The following is a 13,541-nucleotide window of genomic DNA, read 5'->3' on the forward strand; positions in this document are numbered from 1 at the left end:
GAGCTCTTAACCTCTCTTATTAGAAGAGAGGTTAGCCGAGTGCCTTTTCTTTCACAATGTCCTAAACCATCTATTTTTGTAAAGAATATCCATCATTTAGCCAGCCTTGCAGTCCTGTTTCTAACGATAAAATATTGGAGTAACCCATTTTTTGTAAGTTGTCCGCGACTAAGGCACTTCGAAATCCCCCACTACAATAAACAATGACTTGGGCATTAAGATCCGGAATTGTCTTCTCAATATCTCGCTCAACAATTCCTTTACTTAAGTGAATTGCGGTCGGAATACAACCTGTATCCCATTCATTAAGTTCGCGCACATCAATAAGATGCATCTGTTCATGGCGATCAATTTTTTCTTTTAGTGTTTTTGGTGTTATTTCTTTAATACGTTTTTTTGATTCAGCTACCAGTGCTAAAAATCCTTGGGCATGTTGTTTCACTATGTTCTCCTAACTGTTTATTTAACTTATTGTCCATAATTTATTGCATTTTTTCATTTCCATATAGCAAGAGTTACAACAAGAACAAATTATAATCCAAATGCTATAATTATAATCAGATAAATCCAAATTCGATCACTTAAATCGTTGGAGTGTTCCTGATGAAAGCAAGAGAATTTTTTAGTCATGTAAAGTCACATGGTAGAGGCCGCAGTGAGTCTTCATACTCCAATGTTGTATTAGATTATCTAAAAACTCGCCAAAGTTCCATTTTAAAAGATTTTAAAACGGTTTATAAAACAAATTTACATTCGAGTCATGATCCATTTCCAAAGTTTGTCACACGTCTAGAGAAGGAAAATAAAAAAAATCTTATCTTCAGAGGTATGAGTAATGATGAAGTAGCTCATTTTCTAAAAACGCAAAGGTTTTTATGTGCACCCAGCAAAAAAAAACAGGAACATTATAACATTCCTGAACATGTTATCCTTAATAACACCACCAAATTTGGTTCTTTTACCCCATCATTACAAGTTGGTGGTACTTATGCAAGCATGAGTACCATTATTCCCAGCACTGGAGCAATTGTCACAACTAATTTACCCCCTTTTTTTATTAATCCTAAAGAGGTGCTAGGGACTCATGAAGAGCTATTTAAACGCTTTAAAAAACGTTACGACTTAGAAACAGAAATGAATACAGAGTTTCAAGGGCTGACGGACGTCTTGGAAACAGCTGCAAAAAACATAGAGATTACTATGATTAGAAATTTTGGTAAAACCTATGTAGGACTAGGAATCCACGATGTAAAAGATATTCATCTTTTAACAGTTCCTGGCCAACTGTTATGTAATTGGACAAGTATCAAGACTCCTTTGCATGAAGTTAGCTTTGAAAATCCAGAATACAAGCTTAGAGTTTGTTCTGTAAAAGTAGGTTTTGCTGAGCATGATGCATATCTTACAGATGAGTTTGATTTAGTTAATCAAAGAAATCGAGATATGGGACTTATTCCTGCTGACGGAAGAGTAATTACGATGCATGAAGCCAAATATTTAGCGAGGTCAGGTCTATTAGAAATGCTTAATGGTATGTATGAAAATGATGATGAAACCTATGTATTTTCACATGTACCAAGCGATATTCCCGTTAATGACATGGACGCAATTCGTCACTGTATGCTTAAAACGATTGAATCCTTACCTCATATGAGAAAAGTAGGTCCCAAGATTGAAGAAATTACCGATGAAGAAACTAAAGAAAGACCTGAGATAAAATAATTGAAACCAACTCATGCTCCTACACTACTCCGGTAAAAAGCATGAGCTTATAAGTCATCCCGAGCACAATTATGTCACCCGAGCGTAGCAAGGGATCTCCGGTATTATAATAACGCTAAAACCAGGAGATTCCATCATTGTAAATTCCTCAGGATGATGTGGCCTTGAATGACCAATTTTATAATATATTTAAGGATGAGTTTCCAAATCTTACCAGTGCTTAATTCTTATTGCGTATGCGTTTAACCCAACTTTTTAACTCAGGCCAAAAAGCAACAATCATGATCATAAGAGTAAATAAAATTACTGCGACTACCATTTGAATGATAGGAAACTTTAGTTCATCATGTGCAACAAACCAGCTCGCGACAGATCCGGAAATCACTACAATTAATCTTAAAAACAACTGAATCATAAATAACTCCAGATAGTTTATGCATCTAATACCAGACTCAAAGTATGTTTTGCAATCATATATTCTTCATTTGTAGAAATAACACCTACGTAAACCCTACTTTGAGGATGACTAATTACCGCTGCATTTTTAAGATTTGCAGGGTCATCCAATATAACCCCCAACCAAGCCAAACGTTGACATATTTTTTTTCTCACTGGCGCAGAGTGTTCACCAATTCCGGCAGTAAAAATTATGGCATCGCATCCTTGCAAACTACTGGCTAAAGCGCATAACTCTCGTGCTGCTCGATAACAAAATAATTCAACCGCTTCTATTGCCCGTGGATCCTTATTCGATTGAAGTTCACGCATGTCACTGCTGATCTCAGAAACTCCCAAAAGTCCAGACTTTTTATATAAAATGGTATTTACCTCTTCTATCGATAGTTTTTTTTCTTGAAGTAAATATAAAATGACCCCGGGATCAATCACTCCACAACGAGTTCCCATCATTAAGCCATCTAAGGCAGTAAAGCCCATAGACGTTGTAACACTTTTACAATACTCCATGGCGCACATGCTGGCACCATTGCCCAGATGGGCAACTATTACTTTTTTATCTTTGATTTGTTCAGGTAAAACTGAAGCTATGTATTCATAAGAAATACCATGAAATCCATAACGAATAATCCCCTCCTCACTAAAGCCCCTGGGGATTGCAAAAATAGTAGCCAGTTTGTCTTGAGTTTGATGAAATGATGTATCAAAACAAGCAACTTGCGGTAGTTCAGGATAAAGCTTTAAGATACTTTCAATGATAGCCACATTATGAGGTTGATGAAGTGGCGCTAAAGGATTTAAAGAAGATAGTTTTTCAAGGGAATCCGTATTAATTAATGTGGGAGCATTAAAAAAACGACCACCATGAACCACGCGATGACCAACCGCCTTTAAAATATTACGCGTTGGTAAACGCTTTATCCATCCAAATAAATGAATTATTGCAGATTCATACCCAGGGGATGAAATGGATTCTTTAATAATTTGTTCATGTTTTTCATTAGAAATCGTAATATGTGGATTATCAAAAATACATTCTATTTCGCCGTGATAAATTATTGTTAAAGAAGAAATAAAAAAACTAAATTTAATGCTGGAAGATCCCGCATTAATCACTAAAATGACTTCGCCAGATTGTTTTGTCTTCATTATTTTTTTCTTCGTGCGTACAATAAAGCCATAACACATGATGCTTTTCTTGATAACTCATCACTACCTCGGCTGGTAAGAATAATGGGAACATGAGCTCCCAAGACCATTCCTGCTGCTTCAATACCCGATAAATAAGTCATCTGTTTATAAAGCATATTGCCTGATTCCACGTCAGGAACTACTAAGATATCGGCATTCCCCGCAACAGGAGAAAAAATACCTTTTTCACGCGCTGAATCCATAGAAATAGCATTATCAAATGCTAATGGGCCATCTAAAATTCCCCCTCTGATCTGTCCGCGTTCAGCCATTTTACACAATGCCGTAGCATCAAGTGTGGATGGAATTTTTTCATTTACCGTTTCAACTGCAGAAAGAATTGCGACTTTGGGTGTACCTAGCTCGAGTGCTTGAAATAGATCAATCGCATTTTGCACGATGTCGCACTTTTCTTTGAGATTAGGAAATAAATTGATTGCAGCATCAGTCAAAAAAATAGGTTTGGGATAATTGGGCACTTCAAGGGAAAATACATGACTCATGCGGCGTCCAGTACGTAATCCGTTTTCCTTAGAAACAATAGGTTTCATCAATTCTTCAGTATGAAGTTTTCCTTTCATAATGGCTTCAACTTTTTGTGCTGCAGCTAATTTTACCACGGTTTCAGCAGCTTCATTGCTGTGCTCTGTAGGAATAAGCTCATACGCTGAAATATCAATATTGGCCTCTTTTGCGGCATCAAGAATTTTCTGTTTCGGGCCAACGAGAACTGGTATAATTAATCCCTCCTCTGCAGAAGCAATTGCTCCTTTTAGTGACAATACATCAACAGGGTGTACCACCGCAGTCTTAAGTGGTTTGAGGGAGTTTTTTGCCATAATTAAGTGGTGATACCAATGTTCCTGTTTTGGTTTAAGCTCCACTTTAGGTAACTCAACACACTCTCTTTTAATTTTAGTTGTGGGGGCTATAACCTTTGCGAGGCCACTAATCACCATTTTTCCTTGTTGATTAATACCCTTACAATCCAGCTCAACAATCTGTTTCCCAGGTATTTTATTCACTACTTCAAGTGTTACTGTAATTGTGTCGCCTAGAGCAACCGGATGTTCGAATTTTAAAGTTTGCTCTAAATAAATGGTGCCAGGACCGGGCAACTCTGTTCCTAAAACAGTAGATAAAAGTGACGCACCCCACATTCCATGAGCGATAATTTTATGAAACATATCATTTTTAGCATACTCAGCATCTACATGTGCTGGATTTATATCCCCCGACATGATGGCAAAAAGTTCTATATCTTCGGGAGTTAGAGTGCGTATTAGACTTGCTGATTTACCAATTGTTAGTTCATCAAAGACGTAATTTTCAATGTAACTCATCTATATGGCCTGTTTTAATAAAATTCATAATCCACTTGAGAGTGTGGCTGCTGTATATAACGTTAGAGCATTAGCGCCCCACAATAAATATCATGGGGCATTGTATCTTTATTTTGCAGTTTCTATTTTTAAATGTCGAGAGTTGCTTCTGGCTTCAGCTTTTTTGGGTAATTCTATCCAGAGCATTCCTTTTTTAAAAGTTGCTTTGGCTTTATTTATATCAATTGTAGCGGGTAAAGAGAGTGAGCGCTCATATTTACCATAACTAATTTCTCGGGAAATATATTTTTTCTGTTCATTCTTTTTGGAAATTGATTTTTCACCTGTAATTGTGATCGAATTACCACTTAAAGACACAGTAATGTCTTTTTCATCCATGCCAGGCATTTCCATCTGAATGGTAAAGTGATCTTTATCCTCAACAACATCCATTGATGGCATAAGATTCAGATCTTCAAATTGCTCCATGCTTTTGTTTGGCGAAAACATTTCATAAAAATCCTGGAATGCTTTATCCACTTCCTGTTGAAGACTTAAAAAAGGATTATGAGGATGTTCAACAGAAATAGGGGCTCCTTTTTTCCATTTTAATAGCGCATTCATATTATCGACTCCGTCCTATATAATTTCCATTAACGTGAAAAATACACCAAAATACAGTTTGATATACAAAAGGAATTTGTCAAGTCAAAATAGTTTTAATTGGTCTACAGTTTAATAAATATCATTTGATTTTTAGCATATACGATTTAAGGACGATATTATGATGCATGCGATGATTATGGAAAAAACAGGCCAAAAGCTAATCTATAAAAAAGTAAACAAACCTGAGCCCCAAGAAAATGAAGTGCTCATTAAAGTGCATACTTGTGGCATCTGTCGTACCGATTTACATGTTGTGGATGGTGAATTACACGATCCCAAACTTCCGCTAATACCAGGGCATCAAATTGTTGGCACCATTGAAAAAATCGGTTCTTTGAATAGTCCTTTTACTATTGGACAACGAATTGGGGTCCCGTGGTTAGGTGGGAGTTGTGGGCAATGTCTGTTTTGCACGTCAGGTCGTGAAAATCTTTGTGATCAAGCCCGATTTACTGGTTATCAAATTGATGGTGGCTTTGCAGAATATTGTGTGGCGAACCAACGATTTTGTTTCCCTATACCTGAGGGTTATTCTGATGAGCAGGCCGCCCCACTTTTTTGTGCTGGATTAATTGGTTATCGAGCCTTATTGAAAACAAATGATGCCAAAAATTTGGGATTATATGGTTTTGGCGCAGCAGCACATATTCTTATTCAGGTAGCAAAAAAACAAGGACGCTTGGTTTATGCCTTTACGAGTCCCGGCGATAAACAGGCCCAAGAGTTTGCTTATCGCTTAGGCGCGGTATGGGCAGGGGATTCCGAGCAAGAGTCGCCCCACCCACTTGATGCTGCGATCATTTTTGCACCGTTAGGAGCACTTGTCCCACTTGCGCTTCGTAATACAGTAAAGGGAGGGATAGTGGTGTGTGCTGGAATTCACATGAGTGATATTCCTAGTTTTTCTTATGACATCCTTTGGGGAGAGCGAACTCTTTGTTCTGTAGCAAATTTAACACGAAAGGATGGTGAAGAATTTTTATTACTTGCACCGAAAATTCCTATTAAAACAGAAATTAATACGTATCCATTAAATGAAGTCAATCAAGCACTTGACGATCTGCGTCACGGACGGTTTACAGGTGCTGCAGTAATTAAAATTTGAAAATCAAATGGACGTTTGAATAAACCATCATATTTTCTTGCTTTGAATCATAATATTTGGGACTATCGACCACGAGGATTTCATTTGACACAACAAAGGGATTATTATGTTTCAACAAGCAATAGTACGAACACCTTCACCCAGCTTGATTCATGGATTAACATCAGCAATAGAGTTAGGTCAACCTGATTATAGAAAAGCTCTAGAGCAACATCAAAGTTACATTAATGCACTGACTCACTGTGGTCTCGAAGTAACTGTATTACCCGCATCAGATGCGTTTCCTGATTCGTGTTTTGTTGAAGATCCCGCACTACTTACCGAGCGATTCGCTCTCCTCACTCGTCCCGGTGCGCTGTCAAGACAGGATGAAGTTAATTTAATTGAACCTTGTATTCAAACTTTTTATAAAGCTAAAACCCATAAAATAGCCGCACCTGGAACTTTGGAAGCTGGTGATGTGATGCAAGTAGAGGATCATTTCTACATCGGTCTTTCTCAGCGCACTAACAAAGAAGGCGCGACACAATTGACTGCTTTATTGGCACAATATGGTTTTAAAAGTACGGTGATCGAACTTAATAAATTTTTGCATTTAAAAACTGGAGTTTCATATCTGGGGAATGGATGTTTACTTGTCAATGGTGAATTAGTAAACCATCCTGCTTTTCAATCATTTGAACAATTAATTGTTGATGATAATGAAGCTTATGCCGCTAATTGCATTAATGTTAATAATACCGTCATCATGCCTCAGGGTTTCCCTCGATCTATTGAACTGGTTCATAATTCTGGCTTTCAAGTTATCACTGTAGATGTAAGCGAATTTCGTAAAATTGATGGTGGATTGAGCTGTTTATCTCTGAGATTTTAATGAATAAAAAGCTTACCATTTTTAGTTTGACCTTAATGACCGTAGGTTCAGTAGACAGCATTCGTAATTTACCTGCCGCGGCATTAGTTGGAACAGATATTTTTTGGTATTTCGGCCTGGCATTATTTTTCTTTTTATTACCCAGTGCCATCATTGCAGGCTGGTTTTCCTCTAAATCTCACGAAGGAATCTATGGCTGGGTAAAAAAGAGTCTGGGAAAAAAAGCAGGGTTTCTTGCTATTTGGTTCCAATGGATGCAGAACATCCTTATTTATCCTACCTTTTTTAGTTTTATAGCTGGTGCATTTTTGTATTGCATTAATCCAAATCTTGTTGAAAATAAAACGCTTCTTTTTATTATAATTAACATCCTCATCTGGTGTTTAACTTGGATTAATATAAAAGGACTCCATTTATCCAATCGATTGACTGTTTTTTGCTCCATATTTGGACTTTTACTCCCCTTTATTTTAATTTTGGCTATAGGATTAATCTGGGTAATTATGTATCCACAATCACTGAACCTTATCACACCCTCTCATCAAGATTCATGGGCATCTCTTACAGCTATCATACTTTCTTTTTGTGGTATTGAAATTGCTGGTGTGCACGCGCAAGATTGCATACCTGGGTCATTACCTAAGGCCATTGCTCTTTCAGTAATTATTATTTTTGTTACGATGCTCTTTGGCTCCCTGACTTTAGCTTTACTACTTTCACCGAATCAATTGAACTTTATTAGTGGCATCCCCCAACTATTTCAAGTGTTTTTTACCCTAATCCAATTTCCGAAACTGAGTTTGCTTGTTAATGTTTTAATCGTCGTTGGTTGTATTGGTTGTGCCAATAATTGGCTTATTTCTCCAATTAAAGGTCTTTTGTTTGCAAGTAATGAGATTAATAACACAGTCAAACAATCTTCCTCTGGATTATTGGTTATGCAAGCATGTGGTGTATCCTTTATCAGTACTCTTTTTTTACTATTCCCCAGTATTAATACATCTTATTGGTTCATGATCACTCTAGCTATTCAAATGTATTTGTTGATGTATGGGATTATGTTTGCGGGTGCAATACGATTATCCTGGCGAGAAAAAAATCAATATTCTTGGTTCATTATTTTGTCATCTATTCTCGGATTTATTGGCATTACTATTTCACTCGTTGTAAGCTTTACCCCTCCATCCTCATTAAAATATGGCTCGTTGCTACGTTATGATTTATTAATTATTATCTGTTTGACACTCATCGCTTGTTCAGCTTTTTTGTGGAAAAAAATTCTTTTTTATAGAGTAATGAATAACTTGCTTAAACAAGTTCAGGTGAGCTAAATCCAGAAGTAGTAAGTCAATGTACTAAGCTATTGATTTATCTGTTTATTAATGAATGTTTTCTTTACTTTAAATTAAAAAAAGATTATAATTTGAACAGAATATTTCAACAGGAGTTTTTCTGTGCCATCCCCATTATCTACTCAATCAGTGCCAATGATGATGAATTCGAGTCAGCTTGAACAATGGTTTGCAAAAATAGAAAGAGACAATACCCCCAATACAACCGAAACAAATTCTCATTTATCCGCCCAATTCCTTGCTCGTTTTGGACTAAGAGATGCTGCACAGGTAGTGGAGTTTCTTAAAACAGCAGGCGGAAGCGAAACTATAAATATGATAGCCCAAGAGCTAATGAAAGAAGAGGCACAAACTCAAATGATTAGAGAAAGTAGTGCTGAGGAACTGCTCCGGAAACAACGTTTACTTTTTCTTCTTATGACATTAATTGCCAAAAATAAAGCACATATAGAACATGTTAACGAGGTTACGCAACATCAAATTGATCAAAAGCTTAAAGAAAACAAATTTGATGAGAAAAAGGACTCGTCAATTGCAATGCATCTTATGGATGCAAGTATTCGAGCGAGTAAGATTCTAAAACTTGATGAAGAACTGAATAAACTAGAAATGGACTTAATCCAAGTAAAAGAAGAATTACAAGAGCTTGAAGAGGAAGTATTAGCAATGGAAGAAGACAATGCGAATATTGTCGACCATCTAGAGCAACTCAATGCGTTTCTTCAAATACCTTTATTAAACAATCAACCCATAGATCAATATGTTACGCATGCAAATCAACAAATAAGCTCACTATCAACACAGTTAGCGGCTCTTAGAGCACAGCAAACAGCACAGGCACCTACTACTTCAAATAGTATTGATAGAATACAAGAGATAAGCACGCACAGACTTGATAGAAGAATGCGATTGTTGGAAGAGCAGTTAGCCTTTTATCAATCTCAACTCAAACAACCACCTAAAACTTCTGAAGATGTATATCAAGAGTTACTCGATCAAGTAAGAGCTCGATTAAATGAACAGGAGTCGTTAAACGAAGACATACAATTGCCTACGTATCGTGCGCGACAAATAGAAGGTTTGAGAATGCAAGAGCGCGGATTATTACAAGCTCTGCAATTTTTAAGAAAAGAAAAAATCCTCCTTAACTCTCAGTTAGAGCCAGTTAACGATTTCAGTCAAGCACAATTTATTATCGATCCAAGTCAAAGAGCTCGCTATCGCCGACATGGAGATTCATATGCTGTCTTTTCAAAAAATATGGATACCGAACATGTTAGTGAAAAAGACTTATTAAAGGCCAAACTGAAATATGATAAATTAAAATCTGATATTTGTACCGTTAACTATCTCTACAATGATCGAATACAAAATCGCGCAGAAACGCTTAGGGGACGGGCTCAAGATTGCCAAAGTCGATTACAAGGACTGATGAGCCGTATAGATAATGTGCAAGCAAATAAAATACAACTTCTTCAAGATCAAACTCCTTTTGCCATGTCACCAAAGCCACAACCTAAACCAACGGCCCCTAAACTCGAACCTAAAAGTAGTTACTCGCACATGTTAAAGTGTCTGGTGCCAACTCATGCCCCTGCACCTCGTCCTGAAGACATTCTTAAAGCGAAAAATGTGCTTGAAGCAGTAGTTCAACCAGGACATAAACGCGAATTAAATCAATTAATCGGCGAGGTAAAACCTGGGGAAATAATGGCTCCGGATGTAAGACTTGGTTGGCTCTTTAGAGTTAAGAAACTGATACCAGATCTTCCTGTTCCCGAATTAGATTCGAGTCTAAAACATCAGAAAAATAAATCGTTCTAATCAAGTCGGTAAACTCTAGTGATCTGAGGTGGACTCAGATCACTCATAATCAAAGAATTTTAAGCTAAAATATCTCATTCTTTCGATAATCTATTTGACAATATCTAATACTAATTGTTACCATTGTCAAATTAATATTTATTTCACACTCTGTATCATATATGAACAATGGCTTTCAACATCAATTAACTTTAAACGGCTCTGCTGGGTTGGTGCGTGCTATTGTTTCTGTCGTTTCTGTGGTGGTCGTGGTCTTTCTCTCCTCACCCTAGAGTTGCGTTTTTGATTATTCGGCCTCTCTAGGGAAAGGCCAAATAATCAGGCGATACGACTTTAACTATTTTGAGGAGATGTACTTTGGAAACCGCACTAGATGCACAAGCATCGCAAAAACAAAAAACCATTACCTGTCGCGCTATTTATATCATTAGTTTATGTGCAGCATTCTTATTTTATAAATACATTCTCCAGAACTTTCCAAGTGTAATGCCACAACAATTGATGGACACATTCCACCTCCAGGGGTTAGGTCTTGGGGTTTTATCAGGAGTGTACTTCTGGACTTATCTCATCGTACCTTTATTTGTTGGAATTATCCTCGATCACTATGGCACACGGTGGGTTACTACAGGAGCTATTTTTTGCTGTGCTTTTGGAATTTATATTTTTTCTCAGGCTCAGGAATTAAATACCGCTATTTTAGGACGTTCTTTAACAGGAGTTGGTGTTTCTTTTGCTTCCATCGCTTATTTCAAACTCGCGGCAGTGTGGTTTCCCAAAAAATATTATGCTTTGTTGACCTCACTACTCGTTACTGCCGCAATGATTGGGGCAATTTTCGGACAGATGCCGCTTGCATGGCTGGTTAACCAAATAGGATGGAGAGCCAGTTTGACCAACGTAGCCTGGATGGGAATAATTTTGGCTTTCTTGTTCTTACTAATTGTTAAAGACAAACCATCCACTTCTATTGAGTCACCAAAATCGGAAAGTCATGCTGCTAAAAATCCACATCTATGGAGCGATATTTTATTAATCGTAAAAAACAAACAAAACTGGTTGTTAACCGGATATAGTGGTTTAGCATTTTCTCCTATCGTTATTTTTTGTGGTTTATGGGGGAATCCTTTTTTACAAAAGGCTTATCATTTAGATAAATTGGTTGCGCCCTCCCTCATTTCATTAGTATTTGTAGGATTAGCCATTGCATGCCCTCTATTTGCTTTGTTTATTAATCGAATACAAAATCGCTGCGCATTCGTTTTTTACAGCACTTTGGTATCTGCATTATCCATTAGCTTGATAATCTTCGCTCACCCTATGCCAATTTGGTTACTGAGTGTATTACTTTTTCTTTTTGGTTTTAGTTTAGGAGCATTTCCAATAGTATTTGTGATCGGAAAAGAGTCAAATCCGCTATATCTGGCAGGAACGGTAAGCTCTTTAATCAATGCCAGTGATGCATTTTTGGATGCAGTTACAGAGCCAGCAATTGGAAAACTGCTTGATACTTTTAGCAATGCAGGTGCATCTCATGATTTTTCACTATTTAGTTATCATATTGCATTGGCTATTTTACCTTTATATCAAATAATTGGAGCATTTTTGATGCGATGGGTAAAAGATGAACATCGTGCGGTTCAATAAGCATGCAATGAATCATTAAGTTTTCATTAAACTTAATGATTCATTTCTTTCAAGCCACTCCAGAGAACAAATTGACAAAATAATAAAGCCTATGTTAGCTTCAAATTGTTGTTTATTTTTCACTATGTTTTATAGGAGATCATTATGTTAATCGCTATGCTCAAAAATGCAGCCCACAAAATCTCTCAAATAGCAGCTCAATTAAGAACAATATGGAGTTGGGGGTATCTTTTTAGACGCTAATGAAACCTCACCGAGCCCCTCAAAAAATACTCCTCATTTATCTGAGTCTTCTTCGTTTACTGCACTTAATATAAAAAGAAAACACCAAGATTCACCCATAGCTCCACCCTCAAAAACTTCACTAAGACAATATGCTCAGGAAGCCTCAATGTGGTTCCTAGAAAAACATCTCATTTACTCAAAAAAGGAATTAGATCGTGTAAATCATATTGTTATTTACATGAATGGAACATTAATGCTTCTCGAAATTGATGATAAATCAGGGCCTATATTCTTGGAAAAAAATGATACACCCGCAATTGATGATTCTTATTTACTTATGAAAGTCACGTGCCATTTTTCAATTTCTTTATTTGAAATTCTAGAACAATCCATCCAACTGAATATAACTTTGGAAGATTTGCCAAAAGAATTAGATCAATTGTATGAAAAAATTGAAACACTGCGTACTAACTATTTCAATCTTGATACAGTAAAGCCTGCTATTGATTTAATGTTATCTTATCTCGACTTAATTTCACGTTGTACACAGGTAAATCAACTTAAACTGATACAGAAACGCTATTTACGTGATTTAAAACCTCGGATAGATAAGCTCAGTGAAAAAGCAGCCGAATTGCAACTAAACGGCTTGCAGCAAATATGTGTCTCTTGGCACAAGAAACATGGAATTGACTTAGAGAAAACCTATATCATCATTGTAGGTGCTCGAGGCCCTAAAAAGGATCTTATAGAACATCAATTTTTTAATGCATGGCGGGCTCATTACGGCATTGATGAAAAGAATACACCTTCTGGAGGTATTATCTATTCTGAAATGTTGCCACAACAAATGAAAGATTTAACTATCGAAATGCTTATCGATGATTTAGCTAGAGATTTGCATAATATGCAGATTGGCCTAAGAATGCTTAATGATAGGCAGGCTATGTATCAAGATGTTCTGGGGAAATATGGTCCTCGCGTCATTGGAGTGCTTATGGAAACACCCGTGGCACAAAAGGAAAGCAAATGTCCACTCCATAAAGTAACCAACAATGCCTATAAATTTTTTCATTATGTTGAGGATGCAGCATTGATTGAAAACGAAGGTAAGATTAATCAATGGTCTAACCACTAAAAACCAATTCCCGCGCAAG

Annotated in this window: 12 protein-coding genes; 7 read left to right on the forward strand and 5 right to left on the reverse strand. The window is 36.8% G+C overall.

Features of this window, described 5'->3' with window-relative positions:
• Window positions 1-70 precede the first annotated feature (70 nt).
• Window positions 71-442: a rhodanese-like domain-containing protein gene (locus tag ACWTEW_RS33675; RefSeq protein WP_454782341.1), complete on the reverse strand. Its 372-nt coding sequence runs from the start codon at window positions 440-442 to the stop codon at window positions 71-73.
• Window positions 443-603: 161 nt separating this feature from the next.
• Here ACWTEW_RS33675 and ACWTEW_RS33680 point away from each other — a divergent pair, with 161 nt between their 5' ends.
• The gene (locus ACWTEW_RS33680; RefSeq protein WP_454782342.1) at window positions 604-1,722 is read left to right on the forward strand and encodes a hypothetical protein; all 1,119 of its coding nucleotides are present in this window, start codon (window positions 604-606) and stop codon (window positions 1,720-1,722) included.
• A gap of 220 nt (window positions 1,723-1,942) precedes the next feature.
• Here the strand turns inward: ACWTEW_RS33680 and ACWTEW_RS33685 are convergent, their stop codons facing one another.
• The 4 genes from ACWTEW_RS33685 to ACWTEW_RS33700 form a co-directional block, all read right to left on the reverse strand.
• Entirely contained in the window at window positions 1,943-2,137 is a 195-nt protein-coding gene (locus tag ACWTEW_RS33685; protein ID WP_454782343.1) for a hypothetical protein, read from the reverse strand.
• A 17-nt stretch (window positions 2,138-2,154) separates the two neighbouring features.
• The gene (locus ACWTEW_RS33690; RefSeq protein WP_454782344.1) at window positions 2,155-3,327 is read right to left on the reverse strand and encodes an acetate/propionate family kinase; all 1,173 of its coding nucleotides are present in this window, start codon (window positions 3,325-3,327) and stop codon (window positions 2,155-2,157) included.
• On the reverse strand, window positions 3,327-4,712 hold the full coding sequence (locus tag ACWTEW_RS33695) for a bifunctional enoyl-CoA hydratase/phosphate acetyltransferase (RefSeq protein ID WP_454782345.1): 1,386 nt from the start codon (window positions 4,710-4,712) through the stop codon (window positions 3,327-3,329). Before ACWTEW_RS33695 ends, ACWTEW_RS33690 begins: the two co-directional genes overlap by 1 nt.
• Window positions 4,713-4,820: 108 nt before the next feature.
• Window positions 4,821-5,315 (reverse strand): Hsp20/alpha crystallin family protein, encoded by a 495-nt coding sequence (locus ACWTEW_RS33700; RefSeq protein ID WP_454782346.1) that lies wholly within the window; start codon window positions 5,313-5,315, stop codon window positions 4,821-4,823.
• 163 nt (window positions 5,316-5,478) lie between these two features.
• Here ACWTEW_RS33700 and ACWTEW_RS33705 point away from each other — a divergent pair, with 163 nt between their 5' ends.
• The 6 genes from ACWTEW_RS33705 (at window position 5,479) to ACWTEW_RS33730 (ending at window position 13,522) form a co-directional block, all read left to right on the forward strand.
• Window positions 5,479-6,462, forward strand: coding sequence for a zinc-dependent alcohol dehydrogenase family protein (locus tag ACWTEW_RS33705; protein ID WP_454782584.1), 984 nt, complete (start codon window positions 5,479-5,481; stop codon window positions 6,460-6,462).
• A 106-nt stretch (window positions 6,463-6,568) separates the two neighbouring features.
• Window positions 6,569-7,336 carry a dimethylarginine dimethylaminohydrolase family protein gene (locus tag ACWTEW_RS33710; RefSeq protein ID WP_454782347.1) on the forward strand — a complete coding sequence of 256 codons (768 nt, stop codon included), beginning with the start codon at window positions 6,569-6,571 and terminating at the stop codon, window positions 7,334-7,336.
• Window positions 7,336-8,667 carry an APC family permease gene (locus ACWTEW_RS33715; protein WP_454782348.1) on the forward strand — a complete coding sequence of 444 codons (1,332 nt, stop codon included), beginning with the start codon at window positions 7,336-7,338 and terminating at the stop codon, window positions 8,665-8,667. Before ACWTEW_RS33710 ends, ACWTEW_RS33715 begins: the two co-directional genes overlap by 1 nt.
• Before the next feature lie 123 nt (window positions 8,668-8,790).
• Window positions 8,791-10,512 carry a hypothetical protein gene (locus ACWTEW_RS33720; RefSeq protein WP_454782349.1) on the forward strand — a complete coding sequence of 574 codons (1,722 nt, stop codon included), beginning with the start codon at window positions 8,791-8,793 and terminating at the stop codon, window positions 10,510-10,512.
• Window positions 10,513-10,869: 357 nt separating this feature from the next.
• On the forward strand, window positions 10,870-12,159 hold the full coding sequence (locus tag ACWTEW_RS33725; RefSeq protein WP_454782350.1) for an MFS transporter: 1,290 nt from the start codon (window positions 10,870-10,872) through the stop codon (window positions 12,157-12,159).
• A 391-nt stretch (window positions 12,160-12,550) separates the two neighbouring features.
• Entirely contained in the window at window positions 12,551-13,522 is a 972-nt protein-coding gene (locus ACWTEW_RS33730; RefSeq protein WP_454782351.1) for a hypothetical protein, read from the forward strand.
• Window positions 13,523-13,541 lie beyond the last annotated feature (19 nt).

It is taken from the genome of Legionella stuttgartensis (assembly GCF_977063405.2).